The organism is Ruegeria sp. AD5 (genome assembly GCF_056542345.1).
Map to the genome: position 1 here is coordinate 1 of NZ_JBQFZR010000004.1, position 23916 is coordinate 23916.

Below are 23916 nucleotides of genomic sequence, written 5' to 3' on the forward strand. Positions count from 1 at the left end.
GCGTCTCTTCCCACGCCCCCGCAACAAAATGACCCGCATGAAACCGCTTCCCCATCAAACGGCCCTGCATGTCAACCAGACAAACCAATACCGTATCAATCTCGCCAGACGAAACCTCAGCCTTCAAATGCTCAAATGTCAGCGTCGCGCTCACGATGCGTCCTCCCTGATCGTGATATCGTTCAGCGCCGGTTCAAGCAGCGCCAGTATGTCCCGGGACATGTTGGCAACCTGTATTTCATTGCCCAAAAGATCATTGCGTACTTCGATCATCACATTGGCCAGCCCCCGGCTCAGCGCATGGAGACGGAGCGAATGCGTTACACCGTCAGCGGGGCCATAGGGCTGATTGCGTTCCGTGCGGCGATGCGGGATCTGATCCATGTGATCCAGCATGGCATCGACCAGACGACTGTCCTCGTCATGGAGAAGTCCAAGTTCAACCGCGCGCGGCTGCCCAAAATAGACTGGCGTGAAGGAGTGAATAGTCACAACGACTGTATCCGGACCGCGCGCATCCAGAACCTGTGCAACTGCCTGACAGAACGGGGCATACACTGCCTGGATGCGTGCATCGCGTTGCGATTGATCGAGGCCCACATTGCCCGGCACTTCGATCAGTTCTGATTTCTCGGGCATTGCGCTTGCCGCCTCGGGCGGACGGTTGCAATCATAGACCAATCGCGAGACGGTCGAGGCCACGACTGGAGCATCGAGCGCTGTCGACAGCGCCCGTGTCAGCGCCATTGCGCCCGGATCCCAAGCGGCATGGCTGACGCGCGCGGATGCGGACAATCCCAAATCATCAAACTCTGCCGGAATGCGGTTGCTTGCATGTTCACACAGCAGAACCACACGCCCAATGCCCGTCTCGTTCAGGATTTCGACTGATCCCGTCACCCTTTGACCTCAGTATCAGCGTCCTGTTCCATCTGTGGGAATTCTTCGATCAGGCGGGTTTCAAGCAACTGCCCGTTGCGATACAGGATCGGATAGGCGACGGCCGCGATGTGACTGTTGAATTCGCGAAAGGCGCGCAGCGTTTCTAGGTGGATGTCGCTGGTTTCAAAGCTTTCTGCGCTGCCATGTTGCAAGCGTTTAAGGTGGCGTTTGCGACTGTCACGCTCGGCCCGCTTGATTTCGGTTTTTTCCAGGCTCAGCAGTCGCGCGCTTTCCAGATCGTCCGAGATCAGCACGTTCGAGGCCAGTTTCAGGTTGGCCACAATCCCCTCGTGCATTTCGACCAGCTCTGACCAACCTTCTTTCGAGAACGCGGCCCCCTTTTTGCGCATGTCATCCGCCAATGCCGTCAGGCGTTTGGCCACCACGTCGCCCGCGGTTTCCAGGCGAATGGCATATTCCATTAGGTCCCGCGCAATCTTGGCATTTTCCTTGCCGAACGCATCAGCGGGGATAGCCGCCACATATTGCCGGATACCAGAAAGGCAATCGTTCACATCAGTATCCATGTCCCGAATGGCCCGGATCTGCTCCTTGTCGCCGCTGCGATAAAGCTCCAGCGCAGGCCGGAACATCGAGCCAACCATGTCGCTCATCCGCAGAAGCTCGCGCTTGAGGTTAGACAGGGCCTGATTGGGTCTGCTGAGGGAGTCGAGATCAAGTGCGCTGATCGGTTGCCCGGGCTGCGCGCTGCTTTCAGGACTTTTCGGATCGGGCAGCAGTTTTTCGAATGGCGCGCGCAGCATGCCGCAGAACGGCAGTGCCAGAACCAGAAGCGAGGCGTTGAAAATCAGATGTGCATTCACCAGCATCTGCCCGCCTTGCAGATCGCCCAATACTCCGGTTCGCAGCGCCAGGTTGGCAGCAAACAGCGAGACAATTGACCAACTGCCCCGCAGCGCCAGATTAGCGAAGGGAATGCGCCTTGCAGACAGGGCCATGCCGCGTGTCAGCCAAACCGGGATGAAGGCGGACCCGAAATTAGCACCCAACACCAGTGAGAGCCCGGCGGCAAACGGGATCGCCCCGATTTGCACCAGGGTCACACACATCAAGATCGCAGCGACCGAAGAATGCATGACAAAGGCCAGCGCTCCACCGACTAGGAACGCTGTGATGTAATCACGCGCAAGATACTCGGCGATGGCGGGTAGAAAGGCGCTGTCACGGATTGGGTCCATCGCCTCGCGGAGAAAACGCAGTGAGATCAGGATGAATGCGACACCCATCAGAATACGGCCCAACTGGCGCGGTTTCTTGGCCTCTGTCTTGACGAACAGATAGCCGCCGACCGCAAGCAGTAGCGGCACCAACCAATCCAGTTTGAAGGACAGAACCTGAATGATCAGCGCCGAGCCGAGATCGCCACCCAGAACCATCGCGAGCCCGGTCGGAAAGGCCAACATCCCGCCCGCCGCAAATCCGGAGGTCAGCAATGCAACCGCGGCCGAGCTTTGCAAGACGACGGCCATTGTAAGCCCTACCATCGAGGCCTGCACATAGCTGCGCTGCCCCGTCATCACCCGCTGAAACGATGCACCATAGCTACGCTCGATGCCCGTGCGCACCATGCGCACAGCGTAGAGCAGCAGCATCGTTGCACCAGCCAGACTTATGAGGAAACTGACAATCGCCATTCCGTTATCCGTTCACCAGATCAAGCAGCTCGGAATGCAGTTGCGGCGTGGCCGCCGATATGACTCGGCCGTCGGAATTCAGACCTAGCGGCTTACCCTCCCAATCGCTCATGATCCCGCCCGCAGCTTCAACTACGGCGGAAACCGGCAGATAGTCATAAGGCTGCAGATCATAATCGATGACCGCATCCACATGGCCCATCGCAAGCAGTGCATGCGGGTAGCAGTCATAGGCAAAGCGTCGGGTCTGTCCGGAATTCATCAACCGATCAAACAGGGCCGGATGATCCCGGTAGATCTTGTCGCCTTCGTTGACGAAAAAAACTGCGTCGCTCAATTGGCGTGTAACGCTGACCGAGACAGGCTTGCCATTCAGTGTGGCCCCTTGACCTTTCATGCCGATCAGAAATTCGTTCAGGGCAGGCATGCCGATGACCCCCAATCGGGGCACACCATTCGTGAGATATCCCAACAGGAACCCAAACAACGGATGCCCCGACAGGAATGACCGGGTGCCGTCAATGGGATCTACAACCCAGACATTCTGCCGATCCTGACCTTCGAACCCCTGTTCTTCGCCAAAGATACCGTCATCTGGAAAGTTCTCGGCCAAATATTGTCGCACCACGGCCTCGACACCCTTGTCCGCCTGTGTGACCGGGCTTTCGTCCGCCTTGAACTCAACCCCCAAACGTCCCCGAAAGTACCCGCGCGCAGCCTGCGCGGCGATATTGGCGATTTCGGCGGCGTGAATCGCGATATCTGACGTACCTTCGGGCGTTGCAACGGTATTTGGTGGGGTTAGCATCTGTTTTTGTCCCTCATTGCAATGCCTTAAGCAGTATTCAGAGACGCCGTCATGGTACAGGTAAACTGGATGACTAACGGATCGCCATTGCACATGGGTGTTCCGGTTGTATCGTCACTCTGCGATGCTGCATTACCCAACATCTTTTAAGCATCAACGTCACAAAACCCCACACAGCACAGCAACATTAACCCACAAAAAACAACTTATTCAACCAAATTATTCCGTTTTTGGTTGATTAGCGGTTTCGTTTGTGGATTTTTGAGCGGTGGGTATCGCCATTCCGAGGCAAAGCAGGCAATACCGCCGCGTAGTTTTGGCAGGAATACACGCGCAGGGCCAAAGATTCGGTTCAGCGATCAGGAGCACCGGGATATGACAGACAAACACAACGTCCTGTTTATCATTACCGACCAGATGCGGGCGGATTGTTTGTTTGGGGCATTGGAGGCCCATGTTGACCTGCCTCACATGCGCGCATTGATGGAGGACAGTGTTTCTTTCACGCGGCACTTTTCCGTTACCAACCCCTGCGGGCCATCGCGCGCCTCATTGCTGACCGGGCAATACGCGATGAACCACCGGTCGGTACGAAACGGCACGCCCCTGCGCCACGATGCACCGACCATCGCCAGCGAGATGCGCAAGGCAGGGTATCTGCCGATGCTGTTTGGATATACCGACACATCACAGGACCCGCGCGTGTTTGATGCAAAAGACCCGGCGCTCAGGTCATATGAATTCCACATGGCCGGTTTTCAGGAAATGCTGGAAATGCGGTTGGAGATGTCATTCCCATGGCGTTCTCATCTGAAAAACCGTGGATATGAGTTCGAAAACTATATTGATGTGTTCAAACCGGTCGCACCCGATGGCGGTCAGCCTGCGCTGAATGACCCGGCCTTCTACGCGGCCGAGGATAGCGATACCGCCTTTCTAACCGATCGGTTTCTGGAAACCATGCCGGCATATGCGGATGATGACCGGGGATGGTTTGCGCATCTGACCTACATTCGCCCACACCCACCGCTAGTTGCCCCGGCACCATATAACCGGATGTATGACGCTGCCTCGCTACCATTGCCATCGCGACTGCCGAGCGCCGAGGCTGAAGAGGCGTTGCATCCGTTTTTCGCCCCGGCACGGGCCAACAGCACGGTTGCCGGATTTGTTGAAGGCTTCCCGGATCTTGAACCGACGGACGAGGTAGTGCAGACGCTGCGTTCGATCTATCTGGGTCTTGCCACGGAGGTAGATCATCATATCGGCCGCGTGGTTTCGTTTTTGAAAGAGACAGGGCAGTACGACAACACGTTGCTGGTGGTCACCGCAGATCATGGCGAGATGCTGGGGGATCGACACAGTTGGGGTAAGATGTCGGTTTATGATGCGGCCTATCATACACCGTTGATCGTTCGCGTGCCCGATGGAGCCCGTGGAAAACGGGTCGAGGCACCAACGGAATCGATTGATATCGTTCCAACAATTCTCGATTGGGTCGGACAGGCAATACCGGATTCCATGAATGGGCAATCGCTGATGCCCTTCCTTCAGAGTGAATCCTCAACTCCGGTTGACTGGCGCCGCTATTCATTCTCGGAGCTGGACTTCGCTGATCCGCTGAACCCAACCCGCTGGCAACGTGATCTGGAAACGGGGCTGGAGGAAAGCTGCCTAAGCATCCTGCGCGACGACCGATTTACTCTGATCGAGTTCGCAGCCGACCTGCCGCCCATGCTGTTTGACAGTGAAGGGCAGGGTGAGATGGAGAACGTAGCAGAACATCCTGAACACGCCGCCACATTGGCGCGCATGACACGCGACATGTTGCGTCACCGGATGCGGAAAATGGACAAGACCCTGTCAAACTGGATGATCACCCCGGATGGTCCGCGCCATCCGTGACGTTCCTATATGGCTAAGGATCGTCAACCACCCCAGGTTACAGTCATCAGCATATCCTCGAACTCTGCGGTGTCGAAAAACAGCACGATCTCACCCGTTGGGCCTGCGGGTAACGGAACCGTCGCCAACTGACCAACCGCCAGATCGCCCAGTTCCGGACGGCGGGTCAATGTGTCCTGAACCACACCTCCGTCGCTGGTATCAGAACGATCAGACACCGTGATTGTTGCAGGAGCAGCATCCAGACTGCTTTCAGCAAAAAGATCGCACCGTTTGAGCGTCGTGAGGCGACCAGCCGACCAATAGGGATAGTGCTCGGGTCGGAGTGTCAGCCGCAGCTCGTGACGCCCACCCGCAGCGGGTGTTTCGCGGCGGAAGCGTGCCCATTCTGTCGGGAACTCGTGCCGCAGTGAGAATAGCCGCACATTGCCCACAGTCCCGTCTGCCGCGATATCGGCTTTCAGATGATCAACCGCCGCATTGCGCACGGGTCCACCGCCATCCCGCGCAGTGTAGCGCAGGTGCAAGACGACGTCCGAGATCGTGTCATAGTCGAACTGTTGCGGATCGCCCTGCGTTGGGTCCGCCGGCAGCTCTAGCCGCCATTCGCTGACTGCGCCCACATTCTCGAATGGTAAATAGCGATCATCAGGCATGCCCTCGAACTGACCGGTTTCCATCTGTGCCGCACTGAACACATTGCTTTCCGCACTGTGGTTATCGGCAAAGCGGTTGTCTTCGGGTCCCGTGCGAACGTAGCCATCCCCGATGTCCGGTCGCTGCCGGATGCTGCTTTTGAGATGCACAAGTTTCGCATGGGTCCCGATATAGGGCCCGGAAACACAGGGCAGGCTGAGCGCAACACTCTTGATCCGGCGGAAGTAGTGGCCCGGCCCATCCAGATCGAACTGCGCCTCGGGGATTTTGAAGGTACACCGACCTGTTCTTCGTAGATTGACCAGGGCCAACGGATTGATTTGCAGCAGGCTGACATGTTTGGTCAGCTCGTATTCGTTGCGGTTGTGTTCATGATACGCAAGCTCCATCCGCTTGACGTCCAGCAGCAGCGCTTCGCCTGAAAGAAGCCCCTTGCGACCGCCATCCCAATAGTTGAACTGCACCAGAGTTTTCTGATCCAGCTCGGGCCGCATCAGTTCGGCTTTCATGGTCTGCTCGGCACGCCGTGCGGTATCGAAGGCAAAGCGGTAATACTCGTAATACAGCTTTGACAGCTCGCCCTGCAGCCAGCCGTAAAGTTCTTCGTTGGTATACTTATCCTGCAGGAAATCGCGGGTCTGTTCGGTCAGACGGATTGCCTTTTTGACGTTCAGATATTCGCGATGCTGCGCCTGTTCCGCGATCAACGATGTCAGAATCTGACGCCCGATCTGCATCACATCATGGGCCGCCAGATTGTGCTGCAATATCCATTCGTCGGCGCGGCGTTCATAGGCGGCAGCGCGAGCCGCCATCCCGGCCTGATCACGGTTCCAATCCGCGATCATCCCGGATACATCCCCCGCGATCCGCATGACCGAGGACAGCACGGTTCCCACCTTAAAGTCGATGGTGCCACCGAGGCCCCAATAATGCAGGTCCAGTTTCGGGTCGGGGATCGGGGTAAGCGTTGCCGAGATCGAGTGGAACACCGATTTGGCCAACGTTGTGTCCCGGGCTATTGGCAGCAGGATGTTAAGTTCTTCATTCTCTTTTTTCGACAGGTGAAGGTCTCCGTCCCCGGTTTGGCCTGACGTCTGCGCGCCATCGCCATCGCCCGGACGCTCAAGATCGGGAAACTCCAGCCGCTGAACCGGGACGTCATATTGCGCAACAAGTGCTTCGTAGGCTTCGTCGAAATTGGCCTTTGTCAGGGTCTGACGGGTCAACTCAAGGGTCTCGGGCGCATTTGGATCAGCTTCCTGACCCAGCAGGCGCTTGTAATAGTTCAATCGCTCAAGCGCCGCGCCACGACTGCCTATCAGCGCTTGCGTCGCTGCCTCGGTGTTTTTCCATTGAAGGTAACGAAGATCGACCTGCAGTTTCTGCAAGCTGACTTCGTGACCTTGCCGCAACAGGGCCAGTGCCTCGGCGTCGCGTTTTTCCAAGGCGGTCAGCAACGCCGACCCGATATTTCGGACCTCACCAGCCAATTCCGCCGCCTTCTCGATCAACACGCGCGAGCGGACGGGGCTGACCGGTTGATTCAAACCCGAAACGACAGATCCGATATCCAGCCCAGCCGCCGCCGCCTTGACCAGCATTCCGGGATCGATCGGCGGGTCGAACAGGGCAAGCGGACGAACCTGTCCTTCGATATCCATACAATTGCGGATTTTGAACAAACGGTCCGCAACCGTATCCCAATAGCCCAACAGCTTTTCGTTGTGCGGGATGCAGAAATACAGCGTGCGGGCCATACCGAATAACGGCGCAGCACTGTCGTTGGTGCCCGCACCCGTTGGCGTTGTGAAGTTGAAGGGGAACGCGCCTTCAAGCTCGACCAATGCATTGCCCATCGGATCAAGCCCCTGCGCCCGAAGCTGCGCAAAGGTCCGCGGTGTCGTGGTTCCGCCCGCAGGTGACCGCTGCGGCTTGTCGCCCAGCAGGTTCGAGGCGAGCACATAGATCTGCAGCGCTTCCATGATGGCTTCGCGGGTGAATTGCTGAAACAGGTTGTCGCCCCAGGCAATCAGGTTGTCCAGGTACTTCATCACCACATGCATCATGAACGAAATGGTCCGGGTGCGCGCGACTGCAAAGGGCTGAAACGGGGTGTTTCGCACCGCTTCATATCCATTGAGGATGGCTTCTTTCTCGGCCAGTTCCGCGTCGGTGCATTCGTCGTTTGGTTTGCTAAGCAGGGTCAACAGCGTATCGATCGACTGGGCTTCGCCTTCGCGAAACGCGAGGAAACGCCAATAGCGTGTTGGCACCGGCACGTTTGGGTCATTCTCGGTCGGATCGAAAATCAGATGGAACCAGCGCTGCGCTTCGGCGAAACGTTGGGTCTTGGACAGGTGCACCGCGATGGTTAGCGGCACATGGAACATAAGTTCCCAATTGTAGTTGGCATAGGGCCCACCCATCCGCGTGTCGATTTCCTTTGGAAACGAATGGATGTCGATCTTGTCGGTTTCCTGCGGGGAATAGAGCGAATTGAAGAACGACTTGCGCAGGCTTTTGTGAAACTCCGGCGATAGCATCCCGGGCACACCTTGCGTGTTCAACCGTTCGATCAACTCCGACACGAAGGGGTGGAAGAAGTTCTCGAACGTATAATCCCAGTGTTTTTCATAACTGATAAGCTTGATCTTCTGGGGGCCGAAAATGTCCTGATCAAGCAGGTGATGATAGCCGTAAGTGCTGATCTTGCTGGTATCCATGATCAAAGTCCTTTCCGGTTCAAGTGCGCCGCATGCGGACGGTGCTGCCCATCGGGCCGATGTCGCGGTCGCCGAAGCGGACCGTGCCACCGGTGCCCAGCGCTGTGTGGACAAAGGCATCTTCCGTCACGAAGGCACGAAGGGTGCTCAGGTCGGCACTGCCGAAGCCGGGGATGGCGGTCACCGGTTCGATCCGGTCGGGCTGCTCGGCAAACGGCTCGAACGCCAGCACCATGGTGTCGATCGTGGGATCGACTTCGGCCACGCGGCCAAAATCAAGCCAGGTCACAACTTCGACGATCTTCTGTTTCGTGGACACGTAGAACACATGCCGCGGGTCGGCATAAAAGAACGGCGACTCCCAGGCTTCGCCATTGGTCGGGTGATGTGGCTGCGTGGCCTGATCAGGCGCTTTGTTCGACAGCAACCGATGCGTGATACCGTCATGGGAATAGAGCGCGGCAAGGCGGTTGGACCCAGTTGACGTGATCCGTTTTGGCATGAAATGTGGCGCCTTTTTGGGCGAACGCGTATCGGGAGTACTGAACGTGTTGTACATGAAGAACGAAACGCCCAGCCAATCCTTGTACGAGATCGATATCCGCATCCCGTTGGTCCATGGGAACGAAGACAGGCGGATACCCTTGCGGAAATTGCGCATCTCTCGGGCCGGAACGTTTTCGCGCAGCAACAGGGGCTCATCCGGGTCCGAGCTGCGTGGCGGTTGCCACACGCCATCCACCCGTTCGGTCCAGTTCAGCATGACCTTGACGTCGAAAGTGGGCTCATCAACATCCATCAGCGATGACGCCTCCACCTCGGCCAGCGGGCCTGATCCGGCATTGGGTGTTCCCCGCGCCGTGTTTTCAGGCATCATCTTGATCCAGAACAGGAACAGACGATTGTTCCAGACTAGCGGCATGACCGGATTGTCTTCGATATCCAGCGGGATTTTCTCCCACGCGCTCCAGGACCCGTAGGCGCGGGTACGGTGGTAATAGCTGCGCTTGGCCCCGGCGGTGCGTCCGATGACGTGCAGCACATCGTCCGCCGCACCCGGGTCACCTTCGATCTGGTAGAGGCCGCATACTTCCAGCTTGGCCACCTCTTCCAGTTTCTGCAGATACCCGATCAGCGAGGTGGCTGCGCGTTCCTCGGTGATGTCACCCTGCAGCAATTCACTCATCGCTTCCCGGAAGAAGGGCGACTGGTCGTCGCGCAATTCCGGCTCCATCCAGTTTTCAGGGTAAAGGAAGATTTTGCGGTTAGCCTCCCACACCCTGTAGCGTTTCATCCATTCCCAGTGTTTGGACCGGAGGCTGGATGCAGCTACACGCGGTTCAAGATTCATCAGACAGCGCTCGGTAAAGATCTGGACCGAGGACAATGCGTGACGAACCCGCGAGGTGAGCATGCAGGGCTCCATCTGCACGTCCATCAGGAAGTATTCGAACAGCTTTTCGGGCGTGTTGATATGCGCCGCATCCGGACGCCCGCGCAGATCGTGCAAGATATGCGCCACCAACGCGTCGCGCTGGCGCTTGCGCAGGCGGTCATTGATCGGCTGTAGAATCTTCAGCCAGTCATCCGGGCTGTAGCGCGCGCGAAGGGCGGCGCGGAAATTCCGCACAATGGGTCCGGTTGGGGCGGGTGTTGCGGCAGCGATAAGCGCTGTCGCCGGAATCCCAAGTGCCGTCAGCCATTCGGCGATGTCATGAAGCCGCTCCAGAACGGCCAGATCGCCAATATCGGCTGGGGTGAGTCCGAAATGTACCAACAGGGCGGAGATATCCACGGGATCCCAGCGCGTGACTTGGAACAACTCAGCCTCGGCGTCGGCTATGGCGAATGCTGGATTCTCGGCTATCGAGACCAGCCGGGCATTTTCAGGGGCATAAGCCGCCTTTAATCGCGCCATGCGCAGGTGTGCCGTTAGCACCCCCATCAGCGCGGCGGAGGTCGGATCATCAGGTGTGCCGGTGACGGGCAGGCTGTTTGGCCAGGCCGCTCCCGCAATCTGCAAATCGCCATGTGTCGTCAGGTGCAAGACCTCAGCGACGTCAAGTTTCAGCGTTTCGGACAACCTGGCAATGCGGCGCGTGCGCAGGTAGGCCGCGCCCAGATGCGATACCGGATCAGCCGGGTAGAGATGCGAAGCGTCGATGACCTCAGTTCCTCGGCCCGGTGCACTCCAACGCAACGCCAGACGGTCGGTCACATTGGCCACGCCCAGCGCGATTTCGACCAAAGTGCCTGCGCGAAGCTCGATCGCGTTGGTGTTTGACCATATGCCGCCCGCCTCGGTCAGAGGAACAGGTTCGCCTGCGATGCTGAGTGTCACGATCGCGCCCGCATCAGCTTCGACAGCAATGTTGAAGAACCCGTTTTCAGGCGCTTCCAGATATCCCCGTAACCGGATCGAAATCGAAGAACCTGGTGTGGTTTGATTGTCTGGCAGCACTGTTCCAGTGGAGGCAAAATCAATCGCGCCAGATAAAGTTTCGACCCGCGCAGGCGGTGCAGTGTGGGCCGGACCATCGCTGATTTCAGCACTCAGACCCCCGGATTCGAGCATCAGGGCATCCTCAAGCGCGGAGCTGGCCGGATCAGTCGCCGCATGCAGAACCTCGGCCTTTTCGAACAGGACAGCTGCCAGATCAGCCTCAACCTCGATCGCGGTACCCAGAAGCTGCAGCGCCACCTGGCGTTTCCGTCTTGAGATCAGCTGCGGCAGGATTCCTTCAAGCAGGGCACGATAGGCCTCGGCCTTTGACGCGGTTGAGCTGCGGTATGCGTCGTGAAGCGGGAGCAGCTCGGGGAAGCGGGTGAAGAATGGCTGTGATTGTGCCTCGCTTGCGTTGAACAAAGCGTCAATTGCTGGCGTGAAGGCAGCAGGTGTCCCGGCGACGGCCTGCAGGGCATCTCTGACAGGGGTCGACATCAGCCCGTTGAAAACCAGAACCTTGCGGAAATCGTCATAAGCGATTTGATCGGGCGCCTCGGCCAGGATCGCCGGCTCTAGCGCAGGGGCAGAATGGTCATAGGTAACCTCGGCCGAGGATGTGGCCTCCAGATATCCGAAGAACTGCTCGGTCGCTTCGGCCCCATAGACCAGAGCCATGTGGGACCGGGCAATACCGCCATCGGGATCGTCCACCAGAACAAAGTCATTGGTGATCGCCGCAAACCCTGCACGCAGATCGCGTGCCAGGGTCGTGATGTTTTCTGCGGGCGGTGTCGTCTGGCCACTTGGGTCATGGTTCAACAGCAGCGCCAGCGCTGTTTCCAGCGACAGGCCTAGCTCGGACAGGCGATGCACCAGATCGATAACCGTCAGCAGAGCGGGTGCAGTGGCGTCTTGCGGGCCATAGGGGTCAAGACCGGTGGCTTGCAGCAAACGCTCCAATCCCGGCACGCTTTGCTCAAGCGCGCGCGCCAACCAGCCGCGACGGTAGATTGCGCTGACCGTCTCGATGGTCAGGGGTGTCGTGTCATCGAACCCCAAAACAGCAACGATCCGGTTAAATTCCGGACCCGTCAATGAAAAGGCCGCGCGCAATGTTTCAACCTCGGGCAGCAACAGGGCCGCAGGGTCTGTAAGCACGCCGCCAAAACCATCTTCGGCAAAGGCGGGGTTTTCGCGAGCAGGCCGCTGGAACATTTCACGGAATAGCGCGGCGGTTCCATTGGTGCTGATTGGTCCAAAGAGGGCCAGGATCGGGCGCAGCGCGTCCTCGGGCCTTAGCTCCAGCGCATCAAGGGCCGACATGGCGATGCCCAACTGTGGCAGGAGCTCGGCAAAGCCGGCGTCCATGCGAGCCAGGTCTACCTGCGCGTCGGCGCCGTCCGGCATCTGGTTCGTCGGATAAAGCGCCGAGATGATAGCATCCGTGTCGGCAATGCTAAGTTCCAGAACACGCCACAGACGGATGAACCGGTTAATCCGGATAAAGTCATTCCATTCAAGGCGGTTGGACAACGGATCAGGGTCTGGGTGACGCAGTTCAAGCGCGCTTAGGTCGCACATATCCGACGGGTCTTGCGGATTTGTAAGCACGATCAGACCCATGATCCGGTCGAAAGTAGTGTCATCAAGCAACCATGCCTCGACATCACCGCCAAAGCGTTCAGGCTCGACCCCTGCCGCCATCCGGCTTTGTAGTTCTGCGGAGTTGATCGCGCCGTCCCGGAAGGCCCGGATATCGTCGAAGCCCAGGCCAAGATGCTCAAGCTTCGGGATCAGCGCGGCTCCGGGGTTCACGAACTCAGTCTTTAGGATGTTCACGAGATCAACCGGCGTGATCTCGGTACGGCGGCATAGGTCGCGCACGCTTTCCAAACCATCACGCACTTCGGCTGCGCTGGCACCCGCATCAAAACCATAAAGCGAACGCACTGTCAGATCGGGTCGCGCTGACCCGGCAACCGCCACGCTTTCGGTCAGGACGGCGTTGAGACCGTGCGAGATGTTCAAGCGCTGCAGCCAGATGTCGCGCCATCCGTACGGTGCATCGTCCAGCGCGTCTGACGAACGCAAGTCGGCCATAACCCGATGTAAAGGCGCGTCGAAACGATTGAACAGGGCCTTCAGTGCCTCCAACGAACGGTCAAACGGCAGGGGGGCAGGGAATTGGGCGGTGGCCAGCGTGGCATAGGCGGCATCGCGCACAAATTGTGGACTGGCCAGCAACTCTTCAGGCGGTGTTTGACCATCGGTCGAATGACCCTGATATCCACCCAAAGACATGCCATTGACAACGAAATGCTCAAGCACCTCGTTCACCAAGTCGATGTATGGCACAGGCGTCAGAGTGTTTTCGCAAGTCAGAGGCAGGTGTTGAATATCAGGCCGCCGATCAAGCAACACATCAAGTGGATTGGTGAAGCCGTTCGGAATCTCGGTCGCGGGGCGATCGAGAAACAGCAGAAGATCGACAAGATAGGCTGCGGGGCTGAGGACTGACCGGCAATGCTCGCATCCGCAATAATCCATCGAACCAAATAGCTCTTCTAATGTGGAGTATGCGAGCACATCGCCAAAATTGTCCGACCCGCCCGGGGTAGGGTTCAAAAACCCGTCAGCAGCGCCCACGCTGGGGCCGATCGCTGGCATCATCCGGTGAGTCATATAAGCGGTGGCCAGATTCAGAACCGCACCATGGACCTGTTCGGCCTTGCGGTAGATCTGCATCGCGACGGCCTCGTTCAGAACGGCCTTGTGGGCGCGCAGGAACTCATCTTGTGGCAGCGCCACGACCGCATAGGCCGAATCCAACCCTGCAGCCAGCATGGCATTCATACTGCTGTCGTCGGGCGAGATCTGATAGACCCGCTGAATGCGTGAGATTTCGCGCACCACTTCTGGCGGTTCGTCCAGCGCATTTTTTGCAATAAAGCTCGCAACGGGCTGCTGACCTATCTGGAAGGTATCGGCATGTTTTGCGAGGAAACCATGCACGTTATTCGACAACCCGGTATCGACCAATGGCGTCTCCTGCGCCCGGACCATTTCCGCAACAACCGCAGTCGGGAAAGACAGCCGCACCTGAGCGGCCATGAATTCTGCATAGTTGGCGCGTCTTTCGGCGGCATCCCGGCCCTGAACTGCCTCTGGCACGGGGTCGGTATCATCCATGATCGCGGCCCAGGCATCGGCTTTATGAAAACCCGCCTTCACTAGGCCTCCCAACGTACCGTCCGCATCGCCATCGGTGTCACGGTGCAAGCGTTCGACCAGCTTGGAGTTGTTGAGCGTCAGATAGGCAAGCTTGCCATCGGTCTGCAAACGGGTGGCTTTGTCCTGACCCAACTTACCCTCTACCTCGGTCCAGAATGTATTGAGATCATCACCATGCGCCGCATGGAGCGCGGCAAAAGTTTCACGCTCGTCATCCCGCGTCAGCGAAAGTGCAAGCAAAGGCTGCATTCCGGCCAAAGCCCCGGGAGGGGGCGTATCCAGCCGCACGCGCGCGGAAACTTCGGTAAATCGGGCAAGGGAGGCATCTGTCTGATCCGCCAGTTTGGCGTCGATCAATCCTTCATCCAGCGCGGATTTCCAGATTTGCGCCACTTTAGCAGGGGGCGTGCGGAAAACCGCGGTGTCATCGGCGGAAACACCTGCACGTAAAAGCGCATAGAACAGGCCAGAGTCGATGCGTTGACCACGCCGTCCAGCGGTCTTGTCAGACAACTGCTGGGATAGCGACGCCAGTGCCACGGCGCGCGCGTCCCAACCTGTTTTATTGGCCAGATATGTGATGTCCTGACGGGTGTCGCTTTCTTCAAGTTTCGACAAGGCACCGTTGAACTGACCAGAGAGCGCCTTGGTCAGTGTGGCGTGTTCTGAAGACAGTTTTGCGGCACTTTCAGCAGGCAGAACCACGGAAAGCTCGGAATCCGGTCCGGCGTCATATTCCACCGCCGAAGCGGCAACCACATCGTCATTCAAACGCACCTGCACCTGAAGGTCTGGTGCATCCTTGCCGCGCTTGGTTATCTGATCTCCGGTAAACACAATCTCGAAGGCACCGCGTTTACCGGTTGTAGCCTTCCCCAGTTCAACGTCGCCGCCGACACCTTTGTCGACAACAACAACAGCAAGGCCATCAACAGCCGCACTTTGCGCACTTATGACGCGACCGCTGACACGGTAGGTGCCAAAATCCGTCGGTGTGTCCAGTCGAGCGACCAGATCGTTAATCACAGCTGCCGTTCTTTTATCGACTCTGCCGGTCGGGGACAGATCGGCCTCTTTCTGAACCAGGCGAACGGCTTCAGTGGTGCCTTTTCCGTAGGTCGGTGTGCGGCCATCCTTTTCGCGCGACACGATATCGGCCAGCGCTCGGCGCGCGCTGATATCATTGGCCAGCAGCAAGCCTTCACGCAGCAGTGCCAGCAAAGCGGATTGCAGATCGCCCACCGTAGCGCGGCGCATTCTGGGCTTTAGCGGATGCGTAACTTTGGTCATGAGGAGGTACCCTTTCTGACAACTGCGTTCACCATTTCAAATGGCCTTTGATGCCCTGGCCTTGCAGGATCGACATCGTGCCTGCCGCGCCCAGGCCAAGGTAACCAGCGGACCGTCGGAAGAAGCCGCCAACGCCGCCCTGACGATGGCCTGCGTCGATTTCGTCCACCCAAAAATCGGCCGCTTCGCGCGCGGCGGTTTTTTCGCCTTTGATTGCGGAGCGAGCTTCGGTTCCGGCCAGTGCAATTGAGCCGAAAGCTGCGAGCCCGGCGGCAAAGACCGATCCGGCACCACCACCCGTGACGAGCTTGCCCGACACCGAGACCACGTTGAGAGTGCCCGAGGCTGTGCCCTCGACCACATTTGCGGTGCCCACGCCGGTCTCGCCTTCGGCGATTTGCGTGATCCCTGTGCCAACCTGAATGCCGCTGGCCGCCATACCGATCACCATGAGCCCACGGCCCATGACCCCTAGGATGGCGCGGCCCCCGGACAGGGTCTGCGACACTGCCCTGCTGCCCCGCATTGCTTTGGCAAGCTTGGAAATTGAGGTGATTTTGCCTTGCTTGTTCACCATGTTCATGGTGTCGACTTTTTGCACCATCGACGCAGTGTCAGGCGCAGCGCCCGGGCGGTAGACTTGCACGGTGCCCTTTATCATGCCGGTATTGGTGTCGAATGAGGTCAACATTCCGTTTCCCTGTTTCGGGATCTCGATCAGCGTCCAATTGCCGTTGCCATGCGCCACCAGGTGAGAACGGACTCCGGCGACCTTCACACCCTGGGCATGGGTGGTGTTGACGTCTGCAAAGGAAACCATGGCAGTGGGCGGGTGCGTGTGTGCGATAGCCGTCGTTCCCTTTGGAATCGAGACCTCGGGCTTGGTGGCCGTGCCCTTCAATATCTTGAACGTGTTGTTCTCTTTGATAAGGGCAAACTCCTGCACGCTGCCTTCGGTGTTCCTGACCTGAGTCGCCAGCGCATCAAGCGTCTCAAGACCCTTCTGCAACGATGCAACTTCAAGGCCTCCGTTGGGCACAGTGGGCGGCGCAGTGCCCTCGGGATCGTTGAGCGTTACCGGGTTGTTATAGGCATAAGCATAAAGGTTCAGCCCACCTTCAATTCCGATGGGATCGGCGCTGATCCATCGGCCGAGCCAAGGGGCGGCATAGCGGGCACCATGATGGTTAAGCCCGGTTTCGGCATCCCGCTCCATCGCGGTATATCGAAAACGTTTCGGCCCCAGACCTGCTGTTGCAACGCCTTGGTAAGTGGTGCTGCCGAAGGGGCTGTATTCCTCGTAAGACAGAACATTGCCGTTCTCGTCCAGTTCGATCCCCACACTGCCCACATGGTTACTGTGCTGATAACGAATGACGCGGCTGACCGCACCACCGGCGATCGTCGCCTCAACCAATGCGATACGGCCAGCTTCGTCCCCCACATGCAGGGTCTCTCGGGTCCGCGGGTTTGCACCCGGTTCGCGGATAATGTCGAACCCGCCCAGCGAGATCGTTTCGCGCCGAATGGCTCCTGCAGAGGTTTCTATCACTTTTCGGATGCGAGTCCCGTCAGAGGCGTAAACAAAGAATGTGCGGTCCCCTTGGTGCGCCAGGCCGTCCGCATCATCAGGTCCAACTGCCTGACGGCGGCACATGCGCAGTTGGTTGTCGTGGTCCCATGCGATCTGATCGAGATGGGAAAGGCGCAGCATGTTGCCCATCGCGTCATAGCCATCGCCGCCCTGACTGATGATATCATTCAAGGCACCGACCGATGTTTGACTTAAGCGGTTCGAGGATACCCCCGCGGCCAGATCGCTGTCCTCGCCATAGGTGTAGGTCCGCGTCCAACCGGGCGCCACGGGATCAGAGCCCCGGTGGCGCATCTCAATCAAGTTGCCCGCAATGTCATAGTGAAAACGCTCAAGATACCGGCCAAGGGCGAAACCATCACTGCGGTGTGGCAGCCGAGCTCGCGCGGCATCGTTATAGCTGTGGGCGCCGGGTGCGCCGCCTTGCTGGCCCAGATGTTCGCGGCCCGTCGCCTCGATCAAACGATGCAGGGCATCAAACGTATAGTCGTTAGAGGCATCAACACGGCGATTGCGGAAAAAGATCTGCTGTTGCGCGCTGTCGCGGATGTGGGTCACGTGGCCAGACACATCGTAGATCATGTGCTGCGCCTGCAAGTGGCATCCTGGCCAGCCTGCAACTGGCGGTGTCGGACAGTCCGAGCCAAAACCCGTTGCCGCTCGCCGGGTGATGATGCGTTCGGTGAGACGGGTCAACGGATCATGCAGGATTTCTGTTTCAACCGCGTTGCCATAGGTGATGCGTTCGCGGTCGCCCCAAGGGTTGTATGCAATGCCTGTGACCACGGCATGATCCGCAGTGGCGGGATCCAATAAAGTGTCAGGTGCCGCGGGTCGTGCGTGCCAGGTGTCCACCCGATCAAGCCGCGAGGACGGGTTATAGCGGTACTGCACAACCTGGATGCGCGCGCCCGGCCCTTGCGGTTGCAGCGGCACCAGTTGGACCGGACGATCCAGCGCGTCAAAGCGGGTTTGCCCTGCGAAAATCTCGGGCTCAGTCGCCACGGGTGCGGCCCAATCGAGCGTGGTGCGAAACTCCTGCGCCAGTTGCCGCTGGCTGCGGATTGGGTTGCCTTTGAAATCATGGGCCAGAATTTCCATCGTGCCGGATTGGTCGCGGCTGATCGCAATGCGTTTGCGGCGGTTCAGGGCTTCGGGTGTCGTCAGCGATTCTCCGTAGATCGTTTCATCGATCCGCAGCTCAGGACCCGCATTGATGCTTAGATGAGTGGCGATGGGTCGGCGCAATACATCGAATTCGTGGCGTAGCCGGTGGTCGCGCGCATCCCACGTAAACGCCGTTTCGCCACTTACATCCGTTAGCCGCCAACGGGTACCGCCCTCCATACTGTCGGTCCGAATGGCGGTGCTGAGCATGTCGAAAGCGGTACGCTGAGCCTCGCGCCCAAGCTCATCCCAGGTTCGGCGCGTATTGCCTTCGATATCGATTTCGGTCGCAACGCGGTGGAATGTCTCGGTCGGTAGGGTGCCCGGGGCCGTGGTGCTGTAGAGCGTGCGGTTCGGAGTGAGGCGCGCGATCAGCGCACCACGGGTGTCTGCCAAAGCCCGCATCGGTGTGTCATGATAAAGCGCCGATTTCGATGCAGCCTCAGTGGCGCGCTGCCGGTCTTCGGGATCGGGGAAACGGGTCGCCAACGCCTGCGCTTGCGCCGGATCGGTTCGCAGCGCGTGCCAAGTGGGTAAATAGGCAGCCTGCGGCAACCTGCGGAAGTGGTCGCCAAGATCGGGGTCTTGGGCGGGATCCGAAATCAGTACAGTATCGCCCGGGTCCCATGTCGTCTGGTCCCAAACAGAAAACCGGTGTTTGCTCCATGTATGATCGGGGTTCAGAATCCCGATCTCACGCCCCAATGCGTCGTAGAAGAAAATTGGGCTTACACCGATGCGGATGTCGGACTCATAGGTCGGGCGATCTGTGAAGAACGGTTCGAACTGTCGAACAATATTGCCCTTGTTGTTACGCACTTGCCAGCCGGTACCAACCCAGCGTGGCGACGGCGATGCGGACATAACCGGCCGACCATCAGGTCCCAGCAGGATGTTCCCCGAGCCATCACGCGTTGGGACCGGACCGTCTTCGGCCTGAATCTTGCGTTGAATTTCCTGCCCCATCCCATCTGTAAAGGTAAGTTCGGCCAGGAACGGGGTGGTTTGACCCGGCAAAAGATCACTGTCGTGAACCTCTCGATGCAGGGAAAGACCGATGACGGGTGATGGGACAGGATCCCCACGAGAGTGATAATAGGCCCAGGGATCATAAACATAACGCATTGTCGCGCGTCCAAGTGCTGCCAGAGCTTCAGGTCCACGCGGATCGTTCAGCACTTGGGTGCGTGCTGCAGGCACCAGTGTCGGATCAAAGCCATCCAGCCTGTCACCTTCGTCGGGCCCATCGACCTTGCCCATTCGGGCCATGCCGGTCACGCGGCCATAGGCGTCAAAGACCACCTCGCTGCGATTGCCGTTCTCATCGGTCAATACCGAGGCTTGCAAAACGCGATAATCCTGTCGGCGTTCGGTGATTGCGCCAGCTGGACCGGTCGAGCGTACCCCTGCCGACATGCGATTGCCCAATGCGTCCTGCGTTTCCTCGATCAGCAGGTCGAAAGCGTCATAGCGGGCTGTTGTTTCCGTATGTGTCGCAGGCTGATGGAACGGGTCCTGCAGGCGATGTGGTCGAAAGAAATGCTGTCGTGCAAATGCCAGCTCTTGCGCGGGCGTATCACCGCTTGAGGGCGACAAAAGCTGACGGTCCGATGGGCGCCACCACTGGCCGTCGCCGTCAATCTCGGTGTATCCCGCCTGCGCCATCTCGGCCGCACCAACGCGGCCTCCATAAACCTGCGTGACAAGACCCGGCGTGAAGGCCAGTTGGAAGCTTTGATGGAGAAGCCCCAAACTGCCCATCTGGCCAAGCGGCAGTGGGCCGGTCAGCGTATCATCCCTGAAGTACTGACGGCGGTGTTCGATCAGACGACGCTGCACCTGACCCGCGGTTTGGGTCGCTTCATAAGCAAGATCGGCTGCAGCGTTCGCCTCTGTCTCGATCTCATCAAAGGACAAACGCGTACCCGGCGCTGGGCTTAAGCCGGTAAGCTCAAAGCTTTGTTCTTCACATGACACCGGGGCGCGGTAGGTTTGATCTGTCGCGATCAGGTCCGTGACGCGCCGCGTGTGTAATACCGCATGTAACTGCGCCTGACGCGCCTGATCTTCAGGCGTCAGCGTCGGATCTGGTGTTTGCCGGCCATACATGACATCGACGCGGCGCAGTTCAGTCCCAAACGGGTCAACCTCCAGTATGACCTGATGCTGAAGGCGCGGGTCATGGGGGATCCGCTCATAATGCGCGGTTAGACTTTCCCGGGCATGGGTCAGAAACACGGCATGACGGTTGAGTCCACGGGACTGCAGCAAATGCACAGTCTGCGTTTGCTCGACCACCTGATAGGGGTGACCATTGGGATAGCCGGGCTCCGCCCTGCCATCGAGCGCATAGGTTTCACGCCGCAGCACCGTGCCGCGAAGCGCGCGCGCAGCCTCGCGTGTTTCTTCGGTTGTCAATCCGGGTGGCAACACCGTGTCGGGCAAAAGCCGCCGCCGCGCTTCAACATCGTCGTCACGCCAAGCGGGTGCGCGCCAGTATTCCCCACGATCCTGCCCATCAAGCAGACCAGCCAAGACATCGGGCAGACTACCTTGGTCGAGATACACGCCGGTATGAAACCATGTTCTGGTCAGGACGGGCGGTACATGAGATGCCGGGTCTTCGTTTGATGCCAGTGGCCCCAGCGCATCTGACGAGAGCGCTGCGAATTCCTCGGTGTCCCATTGTTCGACCATGCCGAACCCGCGAAACTCGCGCTCGACCCCGTCGAAATGACCATGGTGAAAGGCAAAGCGAGATACGAACCGGGTTTGCGCCACACGATCATGTGTAACGATGCGATCAACCACCTGCACCGGGAACGGCAGGCGCGTGGCCCAAGGGCGTCCTTCATAAAGGTCTTGCAGGTAAAACCGCGACGACGAGGCATAGTGCAACTCGGTCTCGCCACCGAAATTGTTGACATATCGGGTCATAAGATGCGGTTTTTGTCCGCCCATCAGATCGACGTAACGCAGTGGCTGACCTGCGTTGCGGGACAAAGTAGAGGACCACACAAAACAGGCGGTGCCCGTTCCAAATAGATCGAGCAGATCAACCGAAGTTTCGGTATCAAGCGGCGGCACATTCCCTAGGCGTCGACGCGGTGCAAGCCGGTTGCCAGACATGTTGAAATAGAGGTCGATACCTTCTGCACCCAGATAGACAATGTCGGTGGTGCCCGAGCCGTCGATATCCGTCAGGCGCAGGCGGCTGCGGTCGAACATTTCGGGGCGATCAAATTGTGGCGCGTCGTCCATCGCCACTTTGGTGCCGAAACGCCCATATCCGCAATTGGGCCAATAGGAGACTTCACCACAGCGGATACGAACCAGATCAGACAATCCGTCGCCGGACATATCCGCCAGAAATATTGCAGCCTCCGGATCGGAAAACACAAGTCGGGGTCCGTCAGTGTCGTTCCATGGCTGCGCTTGCCTGCGCGCGGGGCCAAACCCGGCCTCGCCTTCAGAGGGGTGCCAGACAAAAGCGGTGTCCTCGGTCAGAAGAATGTCAGCAAGGCCATCGCCAGTCAGGTCAACCATCTTCATGCTGTCATTGGACGCATCTATATGTGGCCAATATTCAAACGCGCGGAAGTCGGACCAACCTGATTGCGCGTCGCGCTCATGGAACCCCGGGGTTGTCCGGTCCATTACCACCAGATCCGGGCGACCATCCCCAGCAAGGTCCATCCATTGGCCTGACTCAGCAAATGCAGGCCGCTCGGCAACCAGCACGGGGGCCGCAAAGCGCGCCGTGCCGTTCATTGGCCCAAGGTTGCGAGTGTAATGCCAGGCACCCGGGGTCGAGGTCAGAATTCCACCAACACCGTCACCGTCCAAATCAACCCAGTTTGCCGGATCGGTAAGTCCGGCCGGAGCACCTTCGGTCTGCCCGCGGTCAAGGCGGTGCACAATATCGTTCACCTCGGCCCGGCTATATGTGAATTCCACGGGCGGAATCGCCTGACGCCGATAGGCAAGGAACGTGGCTCCGTTCACATCGCGCGGTGCAACAGTATCGTCCGGAGCGAAGCCCGACTGCGCGACCGCCATGAGGAATGAGCCATAGCGCGTACTGCCGGGGTGCTGACGCTCGTCATCAGTGTCAGCACCGGGAGGGGTGAAATCGTCATAGGAAAACTCAGTTGCCTTCACGAGACCGCGATAGCCCGGTTCGCCCGTCGGCAAGTCGGGGATATCATGAAAGGTCAGAATTCGATGGCAGCGGCGATAGCGCCGAACCTCAAAGCCCGCGCGGTAGCTTGATGTGGGGTCCGGGCGCACTTGCCAATTTCGGCCGGGATCAGCGGATGCATGGACAAACTCATTCTGCGCGTCCGCCGCCACGTTGGGATCAGGTGCGATTGGCATCAGGTGGTCTTCGCCATAATCGAATACGACCGTGAACAGCCATCCAGCTGCATTCACATCCGGATCAACCGAACGAGAGACCCGATTACCATAGCGGATGCGTTTCAGGTACCGCTCGGCTGTGCGGGACCGATTGGCTTCGTGCGCCTGCGCCTGATCGATGCCAACTGCGTCTTCGGCGACATGCTCGTATCGGATGGCGTTGCCTTTGTCGTCGAAGGTCTCGGACAACAACCAGCGAAATACACGGGCGGGGTCGTTCGGGTCTGCCACCCTTGATAGGCCTGACGCGCCATAGATCGAAGTGACGTTTTCGCGCGACGTGACACGCCAATGCGCGATACCCGTCGCCTCGTCTGTCCACCGCTCAATGCGGGCAAAAGTGCTTTCGATCCGTGGGTGGAACCTGTGGATGGTCACACCTGGAAACCGCGCGCGATCTTCCCATTGTGCCCCCTGAGAATCGAGCAGCGGCACCAGATCTTCAGACCCCGAAATCTGGAAGACATCAGATCCGGCGGCATCGTCGTATTGGGGCAGGCCTTTTTCCGTTTTGCGCGTGATCTCGGGCAGCGAAAGTGACCATCCAAAGCCGAAAATGCCGCTGCTGGTGCCAGCCTCATAGCTCAGTTGCAGCTCTGGTGTGAAACCACCACGCCCAGGGCTGACAGGAACCGGAATCGTCAAGGACGCAGACCCGGTCACCGGGTTCGAGGTAATCTTTTCACCAATACCAGAAATCGCGCCACCGCCTTTCGGCAGATTAAGCGACAGCACATCTTTGTTGGCGCCATTGTCACCTGAAATGGCGGATGCTTCCGACCTTTGAGGTCGGGAAATGGCAGTGGAGCCTAACATTCGGCCACCATAAATTCGTCATAAAAATATCAGCGCCACAGGGGTGCTTTACGTAGGGTAAGCAATCGGAAACCGCTGGGTCAATGCAATCAGATGGGATCGGCGATTGTCTGCCGTACCGTTCTGGTTGTGTTGTTAAGCACAACCTCGCAAGCCTTGGACAAGGCTACGAAGTTTCATTGCGCCGGCAGCTTATCACCGGGGTTGCGGGACCTGCAGAAACAATAAATCAGTAGGGGTAAGGGCAGGGTTCGCGTGCG

Annotated in this window: 7 protein-coding genes and 1 pseudogene; 1 reads left to right on the forward strand and 7 read right to left on the reverse strand. The window is 58.5% G+C overall.

Annotated features, from left to right (window positions below; translation table 11 throughout):
* The 4 genes and pseudogenes from ACR0JG_RS17895 to ACR0JG_RS17910 form a co-directional block, all read right to left on the reverse strand.
* Nucleotides 1-154, reverse strand: a pseudogene (locus ACR0JG_RS17895) (glutamine synthetase); the annotation flags it as partial.
* Nucleotides 151-900, reverse strand: a complete 750-nt coding sequence (locus ACR0JG_RS17900; protein WP_480571594.1) for an N-formylglutamate amidohydrolase — start codon at nt 898-900, stop codon at nt 151-153. The pseudogene ACR0JG_RS17895 and the gene ACR0JG_RS17900, both read right to left, overlap by 4 nt.
* Nucleotides 897-2597, reverse strand: coding sequence for a Na/Pi cotransporter family protein (locus ACR0JG_RS17905; protein WP_480571597.1), 1701 nt, complete (start codon nt 2595-2597; stop codon nt 897-899). The genes ACR0JG_RS17900 and ACR0JG_RS17905 overlap by 4 nt, the downstream gene beginning before the upstream one ends.
* 4 nt (nt 2598-2601) lie before the next feature.
* On the reverse strand, nt 2602-3405 hold the full coding sequence (locus ACR0JG_RS17910) for an inositol monophosphatase family protein (protein ID WP_480571600.1): 804 nt from the start codon (nt 3403-3405) through the stop codon (nt 2602-2604).
* A 375-nt stretch (nt 3406-3780) separates the two neighbouring features.
* On the opposite strand from ACR0JG_RS17910, the gene ACR0JG_RS17915 reads away from it, so the two are divergent.
* Nucleotides 3781-5310: a sulfatase-like hydrolase/transferase gene (locus tag ACR0JG_RS17915; protein WP_480571603.1), complete on the forward strand. Its 1530-nt coding sequence runs from the start codon at nt 3781-3783 to the stop codon at nt 5308-5310.
* A gap of 23 nt (nt 5311-5333) precedes the next feature.
* On the opposite strand, the gene ACR0JG_RS17920 is transcribed toward ACR0JG_RS17915, so the two are convergent.
* The 3 genes from ACR0JG_RS17920 to ACR0JG_RS17930 are packed head-to-tail and all read right to left on the reverse strand — an operon-like array spanning nt 5334 to nt 23656.
* Complete coding sequence (locus ACR0JG_RS17920) at nt 5334-8693, reverse strand: Tc toxin subunit A-related protein (RefSeq protein WP_480571606.1); 3360 nt, start codon at nt 8691-8693, stop codon at nt 5334-5336.
* Between the two features lie 19 nt (nt 8694-8712).
* Nucleotides 8713-15660 carry a neuraminidase-like domain-containing protein gene (locus ACR0JG_RS17925; protein WP_480571609.1) on the reverse strand — a complete coding sequence of 2316 codons (6948 nt, stop codon included), beginning with the start codon at nt 15658-15660 and terminating at the stop codon, nt 8713-8715.
* Nucleotides 15661-15688: 28 nt separating this feature from the next.
* On the reverse strand, nt 15689-23656 hold the full coding sequence (locus ACR0JG_RS17930; protein ID WP_480571611.1) for a SpvB/TcaC N-terminal domain-containing protein: 7968 nt from the start codon (nt 23654-23656) through the stop codon (nt 15689-15691).
* Nucleotides 23657-23916 lie beyond the last annotated feature (260 nt).

What these genes read in the sequence shown, in the direction of transcription:
- ACR0JG_RS17905 (WP_480571597.1), bottom strand. Translation starts at nt 2,597, where the DNA reads ATGGCGATTGTCAGTTTCCTCATAAGTCTGGCTGGTGCAACGATGCTG.
- ACR0JG_RS17920 (WP_480571606.1), bottom strand. Translation starts at nt 8,693, where the DNA reads ATGGATACCAGCAAGATCAGCACTTACGGCTATCATCACCTGCTTGAT.
- ACR0JG_RS17925 (WP_480571609.1), bottom strand. Translation starts at nt 15,660, where the DNA reads ATGACCAAAGTTACGCATCCGCTAAAGCCCAGAATGCGCCGCGCTACG.
- ACR0JG_RS17915 (WP_480571603.1), top strand. Translation starts at nt 3,781, where the DNA reads ATGACAGACAAACACAACGTCCTGTTTATCATTACCGACCAGATGCGG.
- ACR0JG_RS17910 (WP_480571600.1), bottom strand. Translation starts at nt 3,405, where the DNA reads ATGCTAACCCCACCAAATACCGTTGCAACGCCCGAAGGTACGTCAGAT.
- ACR0JG_RS17930 (WP_480571611.1), bottom strand. Translation starts at nt 23,656, where the DNA reads ATGTTAGGCTCCACTGCCATTTCCCGACCTCAAAGGTCGGAAGCATCC.